This is a genomic window from Allobosea lathyri (assembly GCF_900108245.1).
Lineage (GTDB): Bacteria > Pseudomonadota > Alphaproteobacteria > Rhizobiales > Beijerinckiaceae > Allobosea > Allobosea lathyri.
Window position 1 is genome coordinate 403,929 of record NZ_FNUY01000004.1, and the last position, 22,553, is coordinate 426,481.

21 protein-coding genes are annotated in these 22,553 nt (G+C 66.0%); 16 read left to right on the forward strand and 5 right to left on the reverse strand.

Going from position 1 to position 22,553, the window contains the following annotated elements:
* Positions 1-14 precede the first annotated feature (14 nt).
* The 3 genes from C4S73_RS12360 to C4S73_RS12370 are packed head-to-tail and all read right to left on the reverse strand — an operon-like array spanning position 15 to position 3,052.
* Positions 15-1,208 (reverse strand): extracellular solute-binding protein, encoded by a 1,194-nt coding sequence (locus C4S73_RS12360; protein ID WP_103872787.1) that lies wholly within the window; start codon positions 1,206-1,208, stop codon positions 15-17.
* A 21-nt stretch (positions 1,209-1,229) separates the two neighbouring features.
* Positions 1,230-2,282, reverse strand: coding sequence for an N-acetylglucosamine-6-phosphate deacetylase (locus C4S73_RS12365; protein WP_103872788.1), 1,053 nt, complete (start codon positions 2,280-2,282; stop codon positions 1,230-1,232).
* A 26-nt stretch (positions 2,283-2,308) separates the two neighbouring features.
* Positions 2,309-3,052: a glucosamine-6-phosphate deaminase gene (locus tag C4S73_RS12370; protein ID WP_103872789.1), complete on the reverse strand. Its 744-nt coding sequence runs from the start codon at positions 3,050-3,052 to the stop codon at positions 2,309-2,311.
* Positions 3,053-3,172: 120 nt separating this feature from the next.
* Between C4S73_RS12370 and C4S73_RS12375 the strand changes: the two genes are divergently transcribed.
* The 11 genes from C4S73_RS12375 (at position 3,173) to C4S73_RS12425 (ending at position 14,904) form a co-directional block, all read left to right on the forward strand.
* On the forward strand, positions 3,173-4,357 hold the full coding sequence (locus C4S73_RS12375) for an ROK family protein (RefSeq protein WP_103872790.1): 1,185 nt from the start codon (positions 3,173-3,175) through the stop codon (positions 4,355-4,357).
* 143 nt (positions 4,358-4,500) lie between these two features.
* The gene (locus C4S73_RS12380; protein WP_103872791.1) at positions 4,501-5,688 is read left to right on the forward strand and encodes an extracellular solute-binding protein; all 1,188 of its coding nucleotides are present in this window, start codon (positions 4,501-4,503) and stop codon (positions 5,686-5,688) included.
* A 1-nt stretch (position 5,689) separates the two neighbouring features.
* Positions 5,690-6,736 carry a Gfo/Idh/MocA family protein gene (locus C4S73_RS12385; RefSeq protein WP_103872792.1) on the forward strand — a complete coding sequence of 349 codons (1,047 nt, stop codon included), beginning with the start codon at positions 5,690-5,692 and terminating at the stop codon, positions 6,734-6,736.
* Between the two features lie 150 nt (positions 6,737-6,886).
* Positions 6,887-7,900: a Gfo/Idh/MocA family protein gene (locus C4S73_RS12390; RefSeq protein WP_103872793.1), complete on the forward strand. Its 1,014-nt coding sequence runs from the start codon at positions 6,887-6,889 to the stop codon at positions 7,898-7,900.
* 149 nt (positions 7,901-8,049) lie between these two features.
* Positions 8,050-9,573, forward strand: a complete 1,524-nt coding sequence (locus C4S73_RS12395) for a xylulokinase (RefSeq protein WP_103872794.1) — start codon at positions 8,050-8,052, stop codon at positions 9,571-9,573.
* Positions 9,574-9,576: 3 nt separating this feature from the next.
* Positions 9,577-10,371, forward strand: a complete 795-nt coding sequence (locus tag C4S73_RS12400; protein ID WP_103872795.1) for an SDR family NAD(P)-dependent oxidoreductase — start codon at positions 9,577-9,579, stop codon at positions 10,369-10,371.
* 5 nt (positions 10,372-10,376) lie between these two features.
* A complete protein-coding gene (locus C4S73_RS12405; protein ID WP_103872921.1) occupies positions 10,377-11,333 on the forward strand; it encodes an ABC transporter permease in 957 nt (318 codons plus the stop codon).
* Between the two features lie 180 nt (positions 11,334-11,513).
* The gene (locus tag C4S73_RS12410) at positions 11,514-12,452 is read left to right on the forward strand and encodes a sugar ABC transporter substrate-binding protein (RefSeq protein WP_200827994.1); all 939 of its coding nucleotides are present in this window, start codon (positions 11,514-11,516) and stop codon (positions 12,450-12,452) included.
* Positions 12,453-12,633: 181 nt separating this feature from the next.
* Positions 12,634-13,398, forward strand: a complete 765-nt coding sequence (locus tag C4S73_RS12415; RefSeq protein WP_103872797.1) for an ATP-binding cassette domain-containing protein — start codon at positions 12,634-12,636, stop codon at positions 13,396-13,398.
* Positions 13,399-13,423: 25 nt separating this feature from the next.
* Positions 13,424-14,353 carry a nucleoside hydrolase gene (locus C4S73_RS12420; protein ID WP_160115752.1) on the forward strand — a complete coding sequence of 310 codons (930 nt, stop codon included), beginning with the start codon at positions 13,424-13,426 and terminating at the stop codon, positions 14,351-14,353.
* Between the two features lie 29 nt (positions 14,354-14,382).
* Positions 14,383-14,904, forward strand: a complete 522-nt coding sequence (locus tag C4S73_RS12425; RefSeq protein WP_103872799.1) for a hypothetical protein — start codon at positions 14,383-14,385, stop codon at positions 14,902-14,904.
* Between the two features lie 217 nt (positions 14,905-15,121).
* Here C4S73_RS12425 and C4S73_RS12430 read toward each other — a convergent pair whose 3' ends face one another.
* Positions 15,122-15,478, reverse strand: a complete 357-nt coding sequence (locus C4S73_RS12430; protein WP_103872800.1) for a hypothetical protein — start codon at positions 15,476-15,478, stop codon at positions 15,122-15,124.
* 42 nt (positions 15,479-15,520) lie between these two features.
* The gene (locus tag C4S73_RS12435) at positions 15,521-16,546 is read right to left on the reverse strand and encodes a sugar-binding transcriptional regulator (RefSeq protein ID WP_244595574.1); all 1,026 of its coding nucleotides are present in this window, start codon (positions 16,544-16,546) and stop codon (positions 15,521-15,523) included.
* Positions 16,547-16,674: 128 nt separating this feature from the next.
* On the opposite strand from C4S73_RS12435, the gene C4S73_RS12440 reads away from it, so the two are divergent.
* From C4S73_RS12440 to C4S73_RS12460, 5 genes are all read left to right on the forward strand, one after another.
* Positions 16,675-18,033, forward strand: coding sequence for an NAD(P)H-dependent oxidoreductase (locus C4S73_RS12440; protein ID WP_103872801.1), 1,359 nt, complete (start codon positions 16,675-16,677; stop codon positions 18,031-18,033).
* A 17-nt stretch (positions 18,034-18,050) separates the two neighbouring features.
* Positions 18,051-19,055: a thiamine pyrophosphate-dependent dehydrogenase E1 component subunit alpha gene (locus C4S73_RS12445; RefSeq protein ID WP_103872802.1), complete on the forward strand. Its 1,005-nt coding sequence runs from the start codon at positions 18,051-18,053 to the stop codon at positions 19,053-19,055.
* Positions 19,045-20,067 carry an alpha-ketoacid dehydrogenase subunit beta gene (locus C4S73_RS12450; RefSeq protein ID WP_103872803.1) on the forward strand — a complete coding sequence of 341 codons (1,023 nt, stop codon included), beginning with the start codon at positions 19,045-19,047 and terminating at the stop codon, positions 20,065-20,067. The genes C4S73_RS12445 and C4S73_RS12450 overlap by 11 nt, the downstream gene beginning before the upstream one ends.
* Positions 20,067-21,422, forward strand: coding sequence for a dihydrolipoamide acetyltransferase family protein (locus C4S73_RS12455; RefSeq protein WP_103872804.1), 1,356 nt, complete (start codon positions 20,067-20,069; stop codon positions 21,420-21,422). The genes C4S73_RS12450 and C4S73_RS12455 overlap by 1 nt, the downstream gene beginning before the upstream one ends.
* Before the next feature lie 127 nt (positions 21,423-21,549).
* A complete protein-coding gene (locus tag C4S73_RS12460; RefSeq protein WP_103872805.1) occupies positions 21,550-22,545 on the forward strand; it encodes an ABC transporter substrate-binding protein in 996 nt (331 codons plus the stop codon).
* Positions 22,546-22,553 lie beyond the last annotated feature (8 nt).

A 22,553-nucleotide genomic window follows, 5' to 3' on the forward strand; every position in this document is an offset into this window, starting at 1 on the left:
TGCAGAGAAGGCGCTCAGCGCGCGCGCTTGGCGCCGACCATTTCGTCCCATTTCCGGAACGCGACGACCATCTTCTCGGGCTTCAGCGGCAGCTCGATCGGGTTGTTGGCGATGAGGTCGGCATATTCGGGCCGGCCGAACTCCTCGATGACCTTCTGGCTGCTCTCGGGCGCCAGCGACAGCGGCACGTTCTTCACCGCCGGGCCCGGATAGAGATAGCCCTCGTCATAGGCATAGGCCTGAGCCTTGGGCGTCAGGACATAGGCCATCATGTCGAGCACGACTGCGAGACGATCGCTGGGAATGCCCTTGGGCACGCACATGAAGAACGCGTCGGACACCCAGTGGAAGCCCTTCAGGGTCTGGATCTTCGCCGATTTCGGCACGATTCCGAGCGCGCGCGGATTGATGTCCCAGCCGGTGGTCGAGATGATGATGTCGCGCGAGCCCTCGCCGAACTCCTTCATCGTCGCGCCGGTGCCGGCCGGATAATACTCGATGTACTGGCCAAGTTCCTGGAGATAGGCCCAGGTCTTGTCCCAGCCACCGACCGGGTCCTGCGGGTCCTTGTCGCCGAGAATGTAGGGCAGGCCCATCATGAAGGTGCGGCCGGGCCCGGAATTGGTCGGGCGGGCATACATGAACTTGTTGGGGTTCTGCTTGGCCCAGGCCAGCAGCTCCTCGGCCGAGGTCGGCACCGCCTTGACGCGCTCGGGCGCATATTCGAGCAGCGGCCCGGACGGGTAATAGTTCACCACGACGCCGAAACCATCGCCCTGGACCTTGTGCAGATTCAGCGCGGCCGGCTCGTAATTCTCCTCGATCTTCGGGAATTTATCCGCGAAGTCGGGCAGGATCTTCTGCCACAGCTTCTGGTCGAGCCCTGCGGCGAGTCCGTCGCTGCCGGTCAGCACGAGATCGAGATCGGCGCGGCCTGCCTCCTGCTGCGCTTTGATCTTGCTGGCGAGTTCAGGCGCCGGTGCCTTCACGAAGGCGATGCGCGAGACCAGCTTGGGATTGGCGGTGCGATAATCCTCGAACGCCTTCTGCATCAAGGCCAGCGCGCCGCCGACATCGATGACGCTGATCACCACCGGCGCGGAAGGCAGCGCCGGCGAGGCAGCAAATGCGCCCGGCGCACCGGTCGCCACTGCAGCCAGGCCGCCCAGAACGGCGCGGCGGTTGAGGCCTGTCAGGTCGTTGCTCATATCGTGATCTCCCCTTTTTGATTAAATCGTTGCTTGAATTCGCGAGACGTCAGGCATGGCGTAACGACGCTCGACATCGCCGATGCGGGCGCGTCGGATGAAGAGATCCTGCGACCATTCGAGCTGGCTTTCGGCAAGCGCGATCCCGCGGGCGCGCAAAGCCGGCTCCAGCGCCGCGAGCGGATGGCTCGACGCCATCGCGACCGCCTCTTCAGGCGTCGCCAATCCCCATTCAATGACATTGCGCACGGCCTGATCGAGGCAGAGCGCCGAGCCTGCGAGCGAGGCGCTGCTCGCCAGCCGCACAGAGCCATCCGCCCCGCGCTCGACCGCCATCCCGGCGAAGCTGTAACGGCCGGGCGTGGCCGCAGCCCCCACCACCGCATCGGTGACGAGGATCGCCCGCGAAAACCCCTTGGCCCGCAGCAGCGATTGCAGGGCCTTCGGGTGGACATGGATGCCATCGGCAATGAAGCTTGCCCAGAGCCGGTCTTCGGCGAGCTGCGCGAAGATCGGATTGACGAGCTTGTGCGCCTGCTGCGGCATGCCATTGCCGAGATGGGTCGAAAGCGTCGCGCCGGCCTGCGCCGCCGCAGCGATCACGTCGAAATCCGCGGCCGTATGGCCGAGCGCCACGATCCGATGAGTTCGTGCCAGGGCCTCGATCAGCGGCAGCACGCCGGCGACTTCCGGCGCGACCGTAACCATCAGGATCGGCCGGGCAAGGCCCTGCTCCAGACGGTCGACGAGAGCCGGATCGGCCGCGATCATCGCGTCCGGCGGATGGCAGCCGGCATAGCCGGCCGCCGGATTCAGGAACGGACCCTCAAGATGATAGCCCGGGCACATCAGCGGCCCGAGCCGGCTTGCCGCGACCGCCATGTCGAGGACTTTCAGGCGCGTCTCCAGCTCGTGGGGATGCGCCGTGATGATGGTCGGCAGGCAGGTGGTGACGCCCGTCGCCAGCATCGCCTCAAACGCGTGGTCGATCTCCGCCGCCGTCACCGTGCCGGAGTTGAAGTCGACGCCGGCAAAGCCGTTGACCTGGAGATCGACAAGACCCGCTGTCAGCATGGGCAACGCCTGCTCCCGTTCCAAGCTCAACCGCGCTTCAAAAGCGAGGCGGCAGGCGGATCGATGAACAGCACGGTATTCTTGTGCTGCTGGAGGATCGAGGCCGGATGCAGGTTGCTGACCGGCCCTTCCAGCGCGTCCCGCGTCGCTTGCGCCTTGCGCGTGTCGGAGACGCAGAGAACGATCAGCTCGCTCTTCAGGATTTGCTTCACGCTCATCGAGATCGCGCGTTCCGGCACGGCATCGAAGCTGGGGAACCAGCCCTCGCCGAACTGCTGCTGGCGGCAGGCATCGTCCAGCTTCACCACGATATAGGGCGCGTCTGTATCGAAATCGGCCGGCGGGTCGTTGAAGGCAAGGTGGCAGTTCTCGCCGATGCCGGCAAAGCAGACATCGATGCGCCGTCCCGCGATCAAGGCGCTGAGGCGCTGCGTCTCGGCGTCGGGATCACCCTCGCCATCGACCGGAACGAATGTGGGCGCGTCATTCAGCGGCAGCATGAAGCGCAGGCGGAGATACCCCCTGAAGCTCGCCGGGTGCTGCTCGCCGAGACCGACATATTCGTCGAGATGGAAAGCGGTGACCTTGGTCCAGTCGATGCCTTCGGCTGCGACCAGAGCCTTGAGCACGTCGAACTGGCTCGCGCCGGTGGCGACGATGATCGTTGCCTCGCCGAAACGGGCCTGAGCCTCGCGGATCGCCTGCGCGCCCAGCGCTGCGGCCTGCACGCCCAACGTCTCCTTGTCAGCGGCGATGCGAATATCGATCATGCTATTTTTGAACCTTTTACGAGATAAATTTTTCTATATTCTGGCTTGAAGCTTATGAAGCTTTCGCGGAAACGCAACCGTAATTTTTGAACCGAAGCGTTCTGAATAAGAGGCAACGCCGTGGCGCTGGTGACGATCGACGATAGCGGGCTCTCGACGGCCTATGAGCGCGACTGCGCGCGGGTCTACCGGCTGGTTCTGGCCGGCCTGGCGCATTCCCGCTCCGACGTCAGCAGGCTGCTGGGCATGCGCTCGACCACGACATCGCGCGTGACGGGCGATCTGCTGGCGCACCGCCTCATTCTGGAAACGACAGGAGAGGCCAGCGGTCGTGGCCGCCCCGCCGCCGTGCTCGTCGCCAATACCAGACGCATCGGTACCTCCGTGATCTATGTCTCCAGCCAGTCGCTGTCCGGCGCGCTGGTCGATCTCAGTGGACATCTCGTCGCGGAACGCACGATCATGATCGCTCGCGACGCTGACAACGCCGCCATCGCCGCTGCAATGGCCGAGCTGGCCCGCCTGCTGATCGAGGCGATGCCGCGTGGCATGAGCCATGCCGGCACCGCCGTCTCACTGTCGGGCTTGCTCGATCTGCAGCGCGGCCAATGGCTGATGGCCTCGCGCTGGCCGAAGATGCGCGGACTGGACATCGCCGCGATTCTTGCGCCCATCGCCGGCCCCGTCGAAATCTGCCGCAATCTCGACGCCGAATTGCGGGCCCGCGCAGCACGAGAGCCCGAGCAGTTCGCCGGAAGCACGCTGCTCCTGCATTGGGGCTGGGGCATTGGCCTCGCCTATGCCGTCAACGGACAGCCCTTCGCACCGGCCGGCTCCTTCGGCGAGATCGGCCATTGGCGGCTCTCGGCCCTGGAAGAGCGCAGCTGCGGTTGCGGCAACACCGCCTGCCTCGAAACCGGCGCGGCGCTCTGGTCGCTCCTGCCAGCGCTGAGGCAGCGCTGGCCCGATCTGGAGGAGGACGAGGCCCGGCTTGCCCGGCAACTTTCGGGCCGCGACCTGATGAGCCTGCCCGAGATCGAAACGGCCGCTCGCCTGCTCGCACGCGCACTCGCCAATGCCTGCCGGATTTTCTTCCCGACACGCATCGCGGTCAGCGGCCCCTTTGCCGCCAATCCGCAGCTCTGGGCCCATTTCGACGAGTTGCTCAGGGCGGAAGGTACGATGGACGGCTTTGCCATGCCGCATCTGGCCAGCGTGCGCGCAAGCCAGCAGCACGAGATCCACGGCGCCGCCGCTCCCCTGCTCAGTCGCGCAGCGGGCGCATTGGTGACCGATCGCGGATAGGCACCGTTTTTGGCCATGCGCAATTCCGCTGCCGCTCAGTCACGGACGCTCTAGCGTCGGCGATTGTGGTGCACTAGTATCCCAGTTTATGCCCCGACTTGCCTTGACGGTACGGATAGAGGGCAACAACCTAGGGAGACGAAATGACCAATCTGACACGTCGTGGCGTGGTCGCCGGCGCAGCGAGCCTTGCAGCCCTTCAGACGACCGGCGCCTTTGGCCAGGCTACGCCGCCCGCCAACCCCGTCGCACTCAACATCATCGATGTCGCAGGCAACCTTCAGCTGACGCAGGCCGCGATCGAACGCTTCGCCAAGGACAATCCGAAGCTGATCTCGCGGCTGAACTTCTCGCGCGCGCCGTCGCCGGAATTGCCGGCCAAGCTCAAGGCCCAGCAGGAAGCCAACCGGGTCGATATCGATCTGGTGCTGACCGGGCCCGGCGCGATGTCGGACGGCATCCAGCAGGGGCTTTGGATCGATGTCTGGAAATCCCACGCGGCGAAACTGCCCAAGGCCGAGGAGGTCTATCACGAGCAGGCGCTGATGATGCAGCGCAACTTCGGCCAGAACGAGGGTGTCGCCGTCGTCTATTCGCCGTCAGGGCCCCTGTTCGAATATGCGCCCGATCGCCTCAAGGTCGTCCCCAAGACCGCCGAGGAGTTCCTGGCCTATGTGAAACAGAACCCCAAGCGCTTCACCTATGCGCGCCCGGTGAACTCCGGCCCCGGCTGGACCTGGCTGCAGGGCCTGCCCTATATCCTGAACGACTCCGATCCGACCGATCCGATGAAGGGGTGGGACAAGAGCTGGGCCTATCTCAAGGAACTCGGTACCGGCATCGACTATTATCCCGGCGGTACGACCCCGACGATGAAGGAACTCGGCGAGGGCACCCGCGACGTCATCGTCTCGACCTGCGGCTGGGACATCAACCCGCGCGCGCTCGGTATCGTGCCCAAGGAGGCCAAGGTCTTCGTACTGGCCAACACGCACTGGATTCCCGATACCCAGTTCATGTGCATCCCCAAGGGCGTGTCGGCCGACAAGGTCGGCGTCCTGCTGGCGCTGATGTCCTACATGCTGAAACCCGAGGCGCAGGCCCAGACCTACGACAAGGGCTATTTCTATCCTGGCCCGGCCGTGAAGGGCGTGACGCTTGCGATGGCGCCGCAGGAAAGCCGCGACGTCCTCGCCGAATACGGCCGGCCGGAATATGACGACCTGATCGCAAAGCTGCCGACGCGGCCGCCGCTGACACCGGAGCGTCTGGTCGCCGCCTTCCGGCGTTGGGACCAGGAGATCGGCGTCGGTCACGGGGCGCCCAAGTAGCATGCGCTTCGCGGCAATCGGCCTCGACCATCGCCACATCTTCCATATGGTCGGTGGCCTCCTGGAGGCCGGCGCGGAATGCGCCGGCTTCGACCCGGCGACGAGCGACGAGCGCGTGCTCGCGGGCTTCCGCGAGCGCTTTCCCGATCTCACCCCGCTCCCGGCCGACCGACTGATCGACGACCCGTCGATCGACTTGGTCGTCTGCGCCGGCATCCCCTCCGAGCGCGCCGCGCTTGCGGTGAGGGCGATGCGGGCCGGCAAGGATGTGATGGTCGACAAGCCCGGCGTCACCACCTTCGCCCAGCTGGCGGAGGTCGAAGCCGCGGTGGCGCAGACCGGGCGGATCTTCTCGGTCTGCTTCTCCGAGCGTTTCATCGTCCCCGCGACCATCGTCGCGGGAAAGTTGATCGCCGATGGCGCGATCGGGCGTGTCGTCCAGACCATCGGCCTGGGTCCCCACCGCCTCAACCGCGCCATTCGTCCGGCCTGGTTCTTCGACAAGCGCTGGTTCGGCGGCATCCTGACCGACATCGCCTCGCATCAGATCGACCAGTTCCTGCATTTCACCGGATCGACCGATGCAGAGATCATTGCCTCCGGCACCGGCCGCTTCGGCACCTACGACCTGCCGGAATTCGAGGATTTCGGTGAAATCCTCCTGCGCAGCGACCGGGCCGGCGGCTATATCCGCGTCGACTGGTTCACCGCCGACGGGCTTCCAACCTGGGGCGATGGCCGCCTGACGATCCTCGGAACCGAAGGCACGATCGAGCTACGCAAATATGTCGATATCGCCGGCCGGGAAGGCACCGACCATGTCTTCCTCGTCGACAAGGCCGGCACGCGCCATATCGACGCCTCGCGCGAGCCGCTGACCTATTTCCGCAACCTCGTCGCCGATATCGGCGCACGGACGCAGACCGCGGCGACCCAGAGCCATGTCTTCACCGTCTGCCGGCTCGCGCTCGAAGCGCAGGACAAGGCTATGCCTCTGCCGCAGAAGCCCGGCCACGGCAGCGCGGATCGTTTCGAGACGACACTGTGAGCCCTCACCCTGAGGAGCCATTGCGCAGGAATGGCGTCTCGAAGGGTGGCTCCAGATCGCGCTGGAACATCCTTCGAGACGCCGCTTCGCGGCTCCTCAGGATGAGGGCTGCGTCTACAAATCATCACAAGCTAACAGGAGCAGCCTGACGTGAAGCGCAAGATCGGTGTCGCCGTCATCGGCCTCGGGCCGGCATCCCTGCCCCATTCAAAGAGCCTGATCGACCTGAGCGAGCGCGTGGACGTCCGCTGGGCGGTCAGCCGCACGGCGGGGCGCGCCACGGCTTTCGCGGGTCAGTTCGCCTTTCCTGTGACGACCGATCTCGACGCCGTGCTGGCTGATCCGACCGTCGAGGCCGTCATCGTCCTGACGCCCCCGAGCAGCCATCTCGACGTGTCCGCGCGCTGCCTCGCGGCCGGCAAGCATGTGCTCGTCGAGAAACCGCTTGAGCTGACCAGCGAGCGCGGCCAGCGCCTCGTCGATGCCGCGCGCCAAGCCGGCAAAGTGTTCGGCGTCGTACTGCAGCATCGCTTCCGCCCCGCAAGCGTCAGGCTGAAGGCCGCGATCGACGGCGGTGAGCTCGGCACAATAGAGGCCGCCTTCCTGAGCGTGCCCTGGTGGCGCCCGCAGGCCTATTACGACGAACCCGGACGCGGCACGCTGGCGCGCGACGGCGGCGGCGTGCTGCTGACGCAGGCGATCCACTCGCTCGACCTGTTCCGCTCGCTTGTCGGCATCTCCCGCGTCGTCGCGGCGCAAGTCCGCACCACGGCGCTGCACAGGATGGAGACAGAGGATTACGTTTCGGCCCTTCTGGAAATCGGCAATGGCGCGCCGGCGACGCTGGTCACCACGACCGCGGCCTATCCCGGCCATCCCGAACGCATCGAGATCATCGGCACGAAGGGCTTCGCCGCGCTCATCGGCGGCAGGCTTCACCTCGCCTTCCTCGACGGACGCAATGAGGTCGTCGAGGCCGAGGGCTCGACCGGCAGCGGCGCCAACATCATGGATTTCCCCCATGACGCCCACCGCGCCGTCATCGCCGACTTCCTCGACGCGATCGAACAGGATCGCGATCCCGTCGTGACCGGCGAGGAAGCGCTTGCCTCGCAACGCCTCGTGGACGATATCCTCGGCAACGCCCGCCAGACGGGTCGCTGATCCCAGGGTTTTCTGATCCCAGGATTTTCTGATCCCAAGGCTTCTGATCCAAGGCGCAATCGGACATCGGATGACAGGACATGCCGGGGCCGCAGGGCCTTCCCGCACTGCGGCGGTTTCGCGGGCGACATCATGAGCACGGCCACGCCATGAGCGTCGTCCTCGCCTGCGATCTCGGCGGCACCAGTTTCCGCGCGGCACTGATTGACGCGCATGGCGTGACGTTGGCCGAAAGCACGATCCCCGGCCCGGCCTCGACCGACCGTATGGGCGGCTCCGAGATCGATCCGATCGCCTGGTGGGACAGGCTCGTGGAAGCCTGCATCAGACTGGCAGACACAGCCCCCGATCTCTTCGCCGCCATACAGGCGGTCGCGATCTGCGGCGTGACGCGGACGCAGATCTTCCTCGACAGGGAAGGCCGCCCGCTGCGCGCGGCCATGACGTGGAAGGATGCGCGCTCCGACGCTGCCGCAACCCGCCTGCGCGAGCGGCTTTCGGAAAACCACCCCGAAAGCGCGCGGATCAACGCTTTTCATCCTCTGGCCCGCCTCGCTTGGCTGCGCGAAGAAGAACATGAGACCTTTCGCAGCATCGCTTCGGTCCTGGAACCGAAGGACTATCTGAACTTCCGCCTGACCGGCCGGCAGGCCAGCGACCCCGTCTCGCTGGCGCGGCTGCTGGCCTGCACGGACATCGTCGCCGGCATCGATCCGCTCGGCGCGCTCGGCCTGTCGGCGGCGATCCTGCCGTCCGTGCTTGAACCCTGCGAGGCCGTCGGACCGGCCGTCTCCGGTCTTCCCGCACCGCTCGACCGTATCGCGGGCGTGCCGGTCTTCTGCTCCTCCAACGATACCTGGGCCGCCGTCGCCGGCCTGGGCGCGCTGCGACCGGGCTATGCCTACAACATCTCCGGCACCACCGAAGTGCTCGGCGTCATCAGCGAGAGCGCGGTCGAGGCCGAAGGGCTGCTCACCGTCGACTGGCGCGGGCTCTACCAGATCGGTGGCCCGAGCCAGAATGGTGCCGATACCGTCTCCTGGCTGCTCGCGCTGCTCGGTCGCGACGACAACCATGCCACCAATATCGGTGACAGCATCGACGCGCTGCTCGCCGGCCCGCGTCACGCCCAGCCCTTGCTGTTCCTGCCCTATCTGCAGGGCGAGCGCGTGCCCTATTGGAACCCGGCGCTGCGCGGCGCCTTCATCGGCCTCAACCGCCAGCACGGCGCGACCGATCTCGCCTTTGCGGTGCTGGAGGGCGTCGCCTTCCTCAACCGCATCGTGCTCGAACGCGCCGAGGCCGCCTTGGGCGAGCCGGTGGCGGAAATCCGCTTCGGCGGCGGCGCGGCCGCCAATCCAGTCTGGAGCCAGATCAAGGCTGATATCTGCGGCCGGCCCGTCATCGTCGGCGCTGCGAAAGAGCCCGGCCTGCTCGGCGCCGCGATCATCGGCTGGACCGGGCTCGGCCGTTTCGGTTCGCTCGCGGAGGCGCAGGAAAGCCTCGTCACGACCGCCGCACGCTTCGAGCCGGACCCGGCGCGACATGCAGCCTATGGCGAGCTTTTCGCGCTCTTTCGGCGCAGCGAGGCGGCGCTGGCACCGATCTCGGCGGAACTCGTGGCGCTCTCGCTTCGCAGCGGGCCAGCCGATGACAACAAGAAGGCGCCCTGACGCATGGCATCCCAGCAATCGCATTCCCCGATCACCCTGATCACCGGCGCTTCCGGCGGCATCGGCGGCGCGCTCGCCATGATGCTGGCCGCCTCCGGCCACAGGCTGGTGCTGTCGGGGCTGGAGAGCGAAGGGCTGGAACGGCTGGCGAGTGAAATCGCGGCTGCGGGCGGCGAGGTCGCGACCATCGCCGGCGACGTGCGCGACCGCGATCTGCCGAAGGCCTGCATCGACCTTGCGATCTCACGCTTCAATCGGCTCGACAATCTCGTCAGCGGCGCCGGCGCCTCGCGCCCTGTCCCGATGGTCGATATGGACGACGACGAGTGGGAGAAGCTCGTCGACATCAACCTCTCCTCCGTGTTTCGCATCGCCAAGGCCGCCGCCCGGCAGATGATCGCGCAGGGCGATGGTGGCGCCATCGTCCATATTTCCTCGATCGCCCATGCCAATGGCGGCGCGAACCTTGCGTATGGCTCGGCCAAGGGCGGCGTCGCCACCCTGACCTATGGCATGGCCCAGCAGCTCGGCCCGCATGGCATCAGGGTCAACGCTGTTGCGCCGGGCATCATTGATACGCCAATGGTGCGCGGCGGCTTCGCCCAGCAGTTCAACGCGCTGGTCGAGGGCGCCGCAGTCCGCACGCCGCTTGGACGATTGGGAAGACCCGAGGATGTCGCTGCCGTGATCGCTTTCCTTCTCTCGCCGGGGGCGGCCTTCGTCACGGGCGCGCTGATCCCGATCACCGGCGGCATCGAGATCCTCCAGCCGATCTCGGCCATCGCGAAGGGAACGTGACGACGATGCGCAGGATCAATCCGCGCGAGCTGATCGGGCGCTACGGCACGGCCTTTGCGGGCCTGCTGCTGATCGCCTTCTTCCTGATTTTCGCGAAGAATTTCGCCAGCCCGACCAATATCGTCAACGTGCTCAAGGATACGAGCTTCCTCGCCATTCTCGCGCTCGGCTTCACGCTCGCCTTTACCGTCGCCGAACTCGATCTTTCGGTCGCGGAAATCGCCAGCCTCGCCGCCGTCGTCTGCGGCTGGCTGGTGCAGCTGCAATACCCGCCGGCCGTCGCGGTTGCCGCTGCGCTCGCAGTCGGCATCGTGCTCGGCACGCTGAACGGCTATGGCGTCACCGTGCTGCGCATTCCCTCGCTGATCATGACGCTCGGCACGGCAGCCATAGCCAAGGGCTTCGCCTTCATGATCACGCAGGGCGTCGCCTTCGTCGGGCGCTGGCCCGTCGGCTTCACCGGGCTCGCCCGGGGCTACACCTTCGGCATCCCCAATCTCGTGTTGTGGATGAGCGCCGCGACCCTGTTCGCCTATGGCCTGGTCAAATGGACCCGCACCGGCGCGCATATGGTCGCGACCGGCGAGGCCGACGAGGCCGCGCGCCTGGCCGGTATCGCGACAGCCCGGATGAAGCGCATCGGCCTGCTGCTGGCCGGCGTCTTCGCCAGCATCATGGCCGTGCTGCTCGCCGCCAACCTGTCCTCGGCTGCGCCCAACATGGCGGGCGACTATCTGCTCTACGCCATCGCCGCCGTCCTGCTGGGCATGACCATGTTCGACCCCGGCAAGCCCAATGTGCCCGGAACGGTCTTCGCCGCGCTGGTGCTGAAGGTGCTCGGCAACGGGCTGGTCCTGCTCGGAGCGCCCTATTACGTTCAGGATATCGTCCTCGGCGCGATCATCATCGGCTCTGTCGCCTTCTCGGCCAGCGCGATGAAGAAAGCGGCGTTCAAGGTGTAGAGTGAATCCGTCTTTACCCTCAGCCCTCATCCTGAGGAGCCGCGAAGCGGCGTCTCGAAGGATGGTCCAGATGGTTCGCGAGCCTCCTGGAGCATCCTTCGAGACGCACCTGCGGCGCTCCTCAGGATGAGGGCTGAGCGTGAGCCGGCACGATGTCAGCAAGCAAGAGGGGAAATGTTCATGCACATTCTAAAATCCATAGCGTTGGCGGCCGGCCTTCTCGTCATGGGCCAGTCGGCCCAGGCCTTCGAGATCGGCGTCATCGGCTTCCAGTTCTCATCGGAGACGCATGCGCGCGTCGCCAATGCCGCCGCCGCCGCCGCCAAGGCCAAGGGCTGGGGCGTGACACTGCTGAACTCGGAGGGCGCGCTGCCCAAGCATGCCGAGCAGTTCGACGCTCTCATCGCCAAGAAGGTCGATGCGATCATCATCGCCATGGGCAAGCCGGTCGAGGCCGACGCCCAGTTCAAGGCCGCCAAGGATGCCGGCATTCCCGTCATCACCGTGCAGTCGGGCTCCAGCCCGCACGCGCTCTTCGACATCCAGACCAATGAATACAAGGTCGGCGCGGAAGCGGCGCTCTATCTGCTCGGCCAGCTCGGCTATCAGGGCAACATCGTCACCGCCCGCTTCGACCTGAACGTCGCCTCGCGCATTCGCGGCAGGCTGCTCGATGCGGTGCTGGCCGAGAACCAGGCGGTCAAGGAACTCGGCAAGTTCTCGATGGCTCGCACCCAGAGCTGGCGCGACGACGTCCGCGCCGGCATGCAGGCGCTGCTCCTGCAGAACCAGGGCAAGATCAACGGCATCTGGGCCTCCTTCGACGGGCAGGCCTATATCATCGACGACCTCTTGCAGGCACAGGGGATCAAGAAGGGCCAGATCCCGCTGATCTCGGTCGATGGCGGCAAGGAGACCTATGCCCGCATCGCCGACCCGGCCTCGACCTTCATCGCGACCGTCTCGATCCCCTTCGAGGAGATGGGCAAACAGGCGGTCGACGCGATCCAGACCATCGTCGTCGAGAAAAAGCCGAAGGAAACTGTCGCCAGCGGCCCCTATCTCTTCACCGAAGCCGTGCTGGTCGACAAGACGAATGTCGAGAAGTTCCTGAAGTGAGATCTTTGCCCTCTCCACGCCGTCATCCCGGACAAGCGGCGAAGCCGCGCCGATCCGGGATCCATCGGAGGCCCAAATTTGTCGCCGGATTTGGCTCTACGATGGACCCCGGATCTTCGCTTCGCTGCGTCCGGGATGACGGCGCGCTTGATTGCAAAGGACGCACACGGATCATCTATCCATGACCAAGCCCACACCCATCCTCTCGCTCCGCGGCATCGGCAAGAGCTACGGCGCGGTTGTCGCCGTCAGTGAGGTCGATCTCGACATCTTTCCCGGCGAGGTCGTCGCGATCTGCGGCGATAACGGTGCCGGCAAGTCGAGCCTCATCAAGGTCATCTCCGGCGCGGAGGAGCCGACAGCAGGCTCGCTTGCGATGCGTGGCAAGCCGGTCAGCTTCGCCTCGCCGCATGATGCGCTGGAGCACGGCGTCGCGACGATCTACCAGGACCTTGCGCTGGCCCCGCGCCTTTCCATCGCGCAGAATGTTTTCATGGGCTCGGAACTGACCAGGCCTGTGCTGCTGCCCTTCCTGCGCGTGATCGACAAGAAGCGCATGATCGCGGAATCGCAGCGCTTCCTCTCGCAGCTTTCCGTCTCGGTGACCGACATGACCCGGCCGGTCGAGCGTCTTTCGGGTGGTCAGCGTCAGGCTGTGGCGATCTCGCGGGCGCTGCGCTGGAACGCCGAGATCATCATCATGGACGAGCCGACGGCAGCGCTCGGCGTCAAGGAGACCGCGCTCGTCCTCGATCTCATCCGCAAGCTCAAGGCGGACCGCCGCACCGTGATCCTGATCAGTCACAACATGCGCGATGTCGTGGCGCTGGCCGATCGCGTCGTGATCATGGGCGCCGGCCGGAAATATGTCGACCGCCCTATCCACGGCCTCTCCGCCGACGACCTCACCCATCTGATCATGAGCGGCAATGCCCGTGCAGCCTGAGCCGGCGGCGCGAGAGAACGGCGATATGCGCGAATCCATCATCATCGATACCGATCCGGGGCAGGATGACGCTGTCGCATTGCTGCTCGCCTTCGCCGCAAGCGACAGGCTCGATCTGCGTTGCATCACCACTGTCTCCGGCAATGTCCCGGTCGCGCAAACCACGGCGAATGCTTTGCGCATCTGCGAACTCGCCGGACGCAGCGATATAGCCGTGCATCGCGGCGCGGACGGTCCGCTGCTGTTCCCGCTGGGGACCGCCGAATTCGTCTGCGGTCCCGACGGACTGGCCGGAGCGGATTTACCGCCGCCGCGAGGCGAGGCCGCGCCCGGCCATGCCGTCGAGGCCATCATCGCGACGCTACGCGCGGCGCCCGATGACGGCGTCGCGCTCTGCCCACTCGGCCCCCTTACCAACCTCGCGCTTGCGTTCCGGCTCGCGCCCGACATTCTTCCGAAAATCCGCCGCATCGTCCTGATGGGCGGCGCGCTCGGCCTGGGCAACATGACGCCGGCGGCCGAGTTCAATATTCATGTCGACCCCCACGCCGCCGCGGTCGTCTTCGGATGCGGGCGCCCCATCGTCATGATGGGGCTGGGGGTCACGCATCAGGCCATTGCGAGCCACGAGCAGATTGCGCGCTTCGCCACACTCGGGACGGCCAGTGGGCGCGCGATCCACGGCATGTTGACCCGCCCCCGCCCGGGCGGGCTTGGAACGGCCGGCCACCCGATGCACGACCCCTGCGTCATCGCCTTCCTGCTCTGGCCGGAGCTGTTCGACGGGCGCGACTGTTTCGTCGAGATCGAGACCGCTGCCGGCGCCCTGCGGGGCCGCACCACCATCGACTGGAACGGCCGCCTGAAGCAGCTGGCCAACGCCCATGTCATCGCCACCGTGCAGGCCCACGAGCTGTTCGAGCGCATGACGGAACGCCTCGCCACGCTGCCGTGACGCTCTCGCAAGCCGCCCAAGGACACCCCATGCCCCATTTCGTCGAAGAGCTTCAGCAGGAAGCCGGCCAGGCTATCGATCGCATGCGAGAGGCTGCCCTTGCCGCCCGCCATACTCACGCGCGGGCCGAACTGATGCGCCATATGCTGACCACCGCGCGCAAGGTGAAGGACAGGCCGAAGGCCGAAGCCGTCGAGACCGTCGTCAGGGAGTGGATGGACGCCTGGAATCTTGGCCGAGCCGACTGGCCCCATATCGCCCGCGAGATGGACGCCTTCACCGAGGCCTTCCACGACTATGCCAACGATGCATCCGACGATCACGACGCCGTTCTGCGCCGGTCCTGCGAGGCGCTTGATGCCGTCCTAGCCAAGGAAGGCACCTCGATCTCCGACCAGATGGCCTGGCGCTCGCAATGCGCGCATGGCTGGTGGGATCTGGTGAAGCCGGTCCCCGCCGATCTGCCGGGACGCAAGGAGCGCCCTTCCGTGCCGCCGGTCGAAGCTGGAAAGCCGTTCTGGGAAGCGGGCTGCGCCGGCTTCTGCCGGTAGGGCGCATCGGATCGCGACAGGGCGCTATCTCCGATCGAATTCGCGCCGTCATCCCGGACAAGCGGCGAAGCCGCGCCGATCCGGGATCCATCGGAGGCCCAAATTTGTCGCCGGATTTGGCTCTACGATGGATCCCGGATCTTCGCTTCGCTGCGTCCGGGATGACCGCGTGCTTCAGGCCAAGCCTGTAGTCCCTATCTGCCGTTACCGCAGAAGATCAGGGAAGCTGCTGGTTCTCGAAGAACCCGTCGAGCGGGATCTGCGTCGTCTTCTCGAAATCGTCCATCGCATCGACGAGGCGGGTGCGATAGTTCAGCAGCGCCAGCAGCAGCTGCGCCGCATCCCGCGAGAGACCGTAGCGCGACCAGCTTTCCGAGGTTCGCCGCTCAAGCCCGATCTGGTCTCCGAAAGCCTCGACGCTGGCGAATCCCAAGCCCGTCACGACCTTCCGCAACTCTTCCGCCGACATGCGCGGCTTGACGATGTGCGAATGCACGCGCTCGAGCATCAGCCTGACGTCCGACGGCCGGAACTCCAGCGAGTTCCGCGCGAATTGTTCAAGATTGCTGGCCATTCTCATTCTCCTCCACTTAATGTCGACGCGCGAGCGTGTCGGCTATTCCTGACCGCCCATGCGAGACAGCAGCGCTTCTGCGGCGCTCTCATCGGTGATTAGCACCTTTGCTGCGCTCGCGCGCAAGGCCGCGCGGATGGCCGGGGCCTTGTTGGCGCCGCCGGCCGCGATCGCGACCAGCCCGATGCCGGCAAGCTCCGACGGACTGACCGCCATGATACGCCTGTTCACGGGATGGTCCACCGGCCTCCCCTCGGCATCGATGAAATGGCACAGGAGGTCGCCGACCGCGCCTGCAGCCTTCAGCGAGGCGAGATCCGACTGCGGCAGTAGGCCCTCGCGAAACAGCGTCGAATCCTGCACGAGATCGCCGACGCTGAGCAACGCCACATCGGCAGCGCGCGCCCGCCCGAGCAGGTCGCGCAGGGTCGGCTCGCGCCACAAGGCGTCGCGCACCTCGACGCTGGAGACGAAGACGGGTGCGGTGAGCTGGAAACATTCCGCGCCGAACATATCGGCGACGCGCCGCGCCACGGCAGAGGGATTGATACTGCGCGAATGGGTCAATCCGCCGAGCAGGGACACGACCGACATCGCTTCGATCTGGCGGGGCTGCATGCCGCGCAACGCCAGATGCAGCGTCTGCCCCCAGCCCACCGCGAGCGACATGTTGTCTCGCAGCATGTCGGACAGCCACAGGCCGGCCGCATAGCCCACCAGGGCGGAAATGCTGGCCGCATCGCGCGCCGTGGGCACGACCACGGCCTCGCGCAGCCCCAAGGCGGTCACGAGCCCGCGCTCCAACCCCACCTGGCTTGCGGAGCGTGCGTCGATCCGGATCTTGACGATGCCTTCGGCTCGCGCGGCAGCCAGCGTCCGGATCACCTTGATCCGGCTCAGGCCCAGCGCCTCGGCGATCTGTTCCTGGGTCAGCCCCTCGACATAATAGAGCCAGGCCGCGCGGACCTTCGCGTCGGCCACCGGTTCGCTGCCCTGCCCCAGCCGGATGTCCTCTGCCGTCACCATTGCATCCTTGCCGGCTGGTCGATCGCCCATATCGCGAACCATCGCCGCAGCGAGTCCGCCCCGCAATCTCTTCGCGAACTGTGACGTCTTGACAAGAGCAAGGCAATGACCTTTTGTGCCATTCAAAGCACATATGTACCAGAAGACTCCGGGATGGAGACGCATTGACGATGGCCGCTATTCACTCGCCGTCCCCGACAGGCGCCCCCATTGCCGCCGGCCTGTCGCTGGCCGAAGCGCTGGAGCATCGCCAGAAGACCGGCAAGCCGGTTCGCGTCGGGCTGATCGGCGCCGGCCAGATGGGTACCGACATCGTCGTGCAGGTCGCGCAGATGCAGGGCATCGAGATCGCAGCCGTTGCCGACATCGCGCCGGACCGGGTCTCGCAGGCCGCCGCGCTCGCTGGCCAGGAGGTCGACATCGTCTCGGACAATGCCGGGCTTGAAGCGGCCGGGCGCAGGGGCCGCATCGCCGCGACGAACTCACTCGACCTGATCTGCCGCTCGCCCGCCATCGACGTGATCATCGATGCAACCGGCAATCCCGAGGCCGGCTCGCGCGTGGCGCTGACCGCCATCGCCGCCCGCAAGCATATCGTGATGATGAATGTCGAGGCCGACATCACGATCGGCTCCTATCTCGCGGTCGAGGCCGCCAAGGCCGGCGTTGTCTATACGCTGGGCGCCGGCGACGAGCCGGCCGCCGCGATGGAGCTGATCAACTTCGTCCGTGCCATGGGCTACCCGGTCGTGGCCGCCGGCAAGGGCAAGAACAATCCCTTCCGCATCGACGCCGTGCCGGCCGACTATGTCGAGGAGGCCACCCGGCGGAACATGAACCCGCGCATGCTGGTCGAGTTCGTCGACGGCTCGAAAACCATGGTCGAGATGGTCGCGATCGCCAATGCCTGCGGCTTCGTGCCCGACATCCCGGGCATGCACGGCCCCGCCGCGCCACGCGCCGAATTGCAGGACTATTTCTGTCCGAAAGAAGAAGGCGGCCTGCTCTCGAACAAGGGCGTGGTCGATTTTTCCGTGGCGAAGGGTGTCGCGCCGGGCGTTTTCGTCATCGCCGAGATGCGCCATCCCCGCGTCCGCGAGCGGATGAGCGATCTGCATCTCGGCCCCGGCCCCTACTATTCCTTCTTCCGGCCCTACCACCTCACCAGCCTGGAAGTGCCGCTTTCGGCGGCGGCCGCAGTGCTGTTCGGCCAGAGCCATATGCGCCCGCTTCCGGTTCCCACCGCAGAGGTCGGCTGCGTCGCCAAGCGCGACCTTGCCGTCGGCGAGACGCTCGATGCCATCGGTGAATACGGCTATCGCGGCTTTGCCCTGTCGCGCGTGGATTCCCTGGCGCGCAAGGCCCTGCCGATCGGCCTCGCCCAGGGCGCGACCATGACGCGTCCCGTCCGCAAGGGCGAATTGATCACGCTAGCCGACGCCGCACCCGACGAGCGCCTGAAGATCGTCGAAGTCCGCCGCGCACAGGAGGCGATGATCGCCGCGCTCGGACAGGGAGCATCGGCGTGACCGCAGGAAAGACAGCCATGACCGATACGGCGACGCGCCCCAATCAGAGGCCGGAGCTCGCAGCGCTCGACGATGCGACCCTGAGCGCCGCCCTGACCCGCATGCATCTGATCCGCAAATTCGAGGAGGCCGCCGAGGCGAGCTATATGCGCGGCCTGATCCACGGCACGATGCATCTCTCGATCGGCCAGGAGGCGAGCGCGGTCGGCACGACCCTGCCGCTCGAGGCGCACGACTACATCCTCTCGACCCATCGCGGCCATGGCCACTGCATCGCGCGCGGCGCCGAGCCGAAGCTGATGTTCGCCGAGTTCTTCGGCAAGGAAACCGGCTACTGCAAGGGTCGCGGCGGCTCGATGCATATCGCGGATGTCGAGGGCGGCAATCTCGGCGCCAACGGCATCGTCGGCGGCGGGCTGCCCATTGCGGTCGGCGTCGGCATGAGCATCAAGGCCCAGAAGAACGGCCGGGTCTGCATGGTCTTCTTCGGTGACGGCGCCTCCAATGAAGGCGCCTTCCACGAGGCGCTGAACATGGCCTCGATCTGGAAGCTGCCGGTCGTCTTCGTCTGCGAGAACAACAAATACGGCATGTCGATGGACATTTCGCGGGCCATGGCAGTGGCCAATGTGGCCGACCGCGCCAGCGCCTACGCCATGCCCGGCCATTGCATCGACGGCAATGATCTCGCGGGCGTCGCGGCCGTCGCGAACGAGGCGATCGCCAGGGCGCGTTCGGGAGGCGGTCCGTCGCTGATCGAGTGCAAGACCTATCGCCTGCGCGGCCACTCCAAAAGCGACCGCAATCTCTACCGGACCAAGGAGGAGATCGAGGACTGGCGCGGCCAGGACCCGATCCGCCGGTTGGAAGCCGAATTGCAGGTGCATGACCGCTTCGGCGCCGCCGAACTGATGTCGCTGGAAGAAGATGCGCAGCGCGAGATCGACGCCGCCGTCGAATTCGCCCGCACCTGCCCGGACCCCGATCCGAAAGACCTGACCCGTGACGTCTATGCGCTCTGAGTTGATCGAGCCGCCCGTGCAATTGCGCGAACTGACCTATGCCGAGGCTGCGCGCGAGGCGCTGGCCCAGGCGATGGAAGCCGATGAGCGCGTCTTCCTGTTCGGCGAGGATGTCGGCGTCTATGGCGGCGCCTTCGGCGTCTCCGGCGACCTCGTGCATCGCTTCGGCAAGGACCGCGTCATCGACACACCGATCAGCGAGCTCGGCATTGCCGGCGCGGCTGTCGGTGCCGCGATCACTGGCATGCGCCCGGTGCTGGAGATCCAGTTCTCCGATTTCGTCACGCTCGCCATGGAGCAACTGGTCAACCAGGCCGCGAAGATCCGCTTCATGTTCGGCGGCAAGGCCAGCGTGCCGATGGTCGTGCGCCTTCCCGGCGGCTCGGGAACAGGCGCGGCCGCCCAGCACAGCCAGAGCCTGGAGGCATGGTTCGCCCATGTTCCGGGCCTGAAGGTGCTGCAGCCGAGCACGCCGCATGACGCCAAGGGCATGTTGCTGGCAGCGATCGACGACCCCAACCCGGTCCTGATTTTCGAGCACAAGCTGCTCTACAAGACCAAGGGCCATGTGCCCGAGGAGCCCTATCGCGTCCCGATCGGCAAGGCCGCGATCCGCCGGGAGGGCACAGACATCACCATCGTCGGTTCCTCGATCATGGCGCTGAAGGCGCAGGCCGCGGCCGAGCGGCTGGCTGCGGACGGCATCTCGGCGGAGGTTATCGACCTGCGCTCGCTGCGCCCGATCGACTTCACCACCATCGCCGAGAGCGTGCGCAAGACCCACCGGCTGATGGTGGTCTATGAGGGCGTCAAGATCATGGGCATCGGCGCCGAAATCTCCGCCATGATCGCCGAGAGCGAGGTCTTCGACTTCCTGGACGCGCCGATCATTCGGCTGGGCGGGGCGGATGCGCCGATCCCTTACAACCCGGTTCTGGAAAAGGCTGCCGTGCCGCAGGAGGACGACATCGTCACCGCCGCGCAGAACCTTGTCCGTCGCGGAGAGGCCTGATGCCGGTCGAGGTCATCCTCCCCAAGGTCGACATGGACATGGAGTCGGGCACGATCGAAGCCTGGCATGTCAAGGAAGGCGACCTGGTCCGCAAGGGCGACACGATCTTCGAGATCGGCACCAACAAGGCCGTGATGGAGGTCGAAGCGCCCGCGACAGGCGCGATTCGACGAATTCGCGCGGAAACCGGCGTGGCGATCACCGTCGGCACGCCGGTGGCCTGGATCTATGTCGACGGCGAGGCGACCGATGGAGTCATCGCCGGCGCAGATCTCCTCCCTGTCGCTATGCCCGTGTCGGGACAGGTCGAACCCGCCCCGGCCTCGACTGCCGTTGAGCCCGTTGTCGCTGCCGCCCCGGCCGGCCTGCGGGCCACACCGCTCGCCCGCCGCGTCGCGCGCCAGAACGGCATCGACATCAAGACGATCACAGGCACGGGGCCACGCGGGCGGATCAGCGAAAGCGACGTCACCGCGGCCCTCGTCCTTCGCGGGGCTCATCAGAATTCGACCGTTCAAACGAGCCCTCATCCTGAGGAGGCCCACAGGGCCGTCTCGAAGGATGGTCAGAATGGCTCTCGAGCCTCGACGAACATCCTTCGAGACGCCATTTCTGGCGAAATGGCTCCTCAGGATGAGGGCTTGAAAGACAAAGATCGCAGCCAATCCGCAGGCACGCTGAAACCCTTCTCCGCGATCCGCCGCATCGTCGCGAGCCGGCTCTCGGAGAGCATGCGCAGCGCGCCGCATTTCTATCTCACCTCGGAGATCGAAATGAGCGCGGCTCGCGATCTGCTGCGCCGGCTATCTGTCAGGCATGAGCGCCTGGCTGCCCCCAAGCCGAGCCTGACCGTGCTGATCGCCCGGGTGGTTGCCCGCGTACTTCGTGACCATCCTCTGCTCAACGCGTCGGCCGAGGGCGAGGCAACGCGGCTGCATGAGCGCATCGATATCGGTGTGGCGATGGAGCGCGAGGGCGATCTCGTCGTGCCCGTATTGCGCGATGCCGGCAGCATGGACATGCTGGCGATGACGCGCGAATTCGCTAGGCTGCGCGAAGGCGTCGTCAAACGCAGCCTGACGCCGGCCGAACTTGGCGGCGGCAGCTTCACCATCTCCAATCTCGGCATGTACGGCGTCGACAGCTTCACCGCGATCATCAACCCGCCGCAAAGCGCGATCCTGGCGATTGGACGCACCGTCGACAAGCCGGTGGGACGCGACGGGCAGATCGTGCTGCGGCCGATGGCGAACTTCACCCTGTCCTCTGACCATCGCATCGTCGACGGCGTCACCGCCGCGCGTTTCATGGCCGATCTGCGCGAAGCGCTGGAGAGCCCGGAGGTTCTGCTGTGATTAAAGATGGCGACGCTTGCCTGAAGGCCGCCGCCGCCGCTTATCGATAGACCGCGACAACCACTGACTAAGATCGTCCGACGCCGCCCGGCGCAAAGGACGACGAAGCCAACGGAGGAGACCTCTTATGACCACGACCAGACGCAATTTCGTCCTCGCCGCCGCATTCGGCGCCCTGATCGCGAGCAGCCCCGCTCTTGCCCAGGCTCCCTCCGGGAAGCTGGTGCTCTACACCTCGCAGCCCGAGAAGGACGCCGCCCAGACCACGGCCGCCTTCAAGAAGGCCTATCCCAATGTCGAGGTGGAAATCTTTCGCTCCGGCACCACCGAGGTCATGGGCAAGCTCGCAGCCGAAATCTCGGCCGGCCAGCCGCGCGCCGATGTGCTCCTGATCGCCGATGCCGCCAGCATGGAGATCCTCAAGAAGGACAACCGCCTGCTCGCCTATCCAGGCGCCAAGGTCGAAGGCCTCCAGCCCGGTTCCTTCGATGCCGACAAGACCTATTTCGGCTCCAAGCTGATCACCACCGGCATCGCCGTCAATACCGGCGCAAAGACCCGGCCGACCTCGTGGAACGACCTCGGTAAACCCGACCTCAAGGGGCAGATCTCGATGCCGAGCCCGCTTTATTCGGGCGCCGCCGCGATCATGCTGTCGACGATGACCGCGAGGCCCGATCTCGGCTGGAAGCTGTTCGAGCAGCTCAAGGCCAACGAGGCCGTCGCCGTGCGCGGCAACGGCGCGGTGCTGCGCGCGGTTGCAACCGGCGAGAAGACCTATGGCGTGCTCGTCGACTTCATGGCCTACAACGCCAAGGCGCAGGGATCGCCGATCGACTTCATCTTCCCCACAGAGGGCGCGCCCGCTGTCACCGAGCCGGTGGCGATCCTGAACACCAACAAGAACGAAGCCGCGTCGAAGGCCTTCGTCGACTTCATCCTGTCGGATGACGGGCAGAAGCTTGCGCTCGCCATGGGCTACATCCCGGCCAAGCCCAGCGTCGGCTCGCCCTCATGGTTGCCCGCCGGCACCAAGATCAACGTCATGGCCTCGGATATCGCCGCCGTGGTCAAGGCGACGGAAGCCGACAAGAGCCGCTTCGCCACCATGTTCGGCAACTGAGCAGGCTG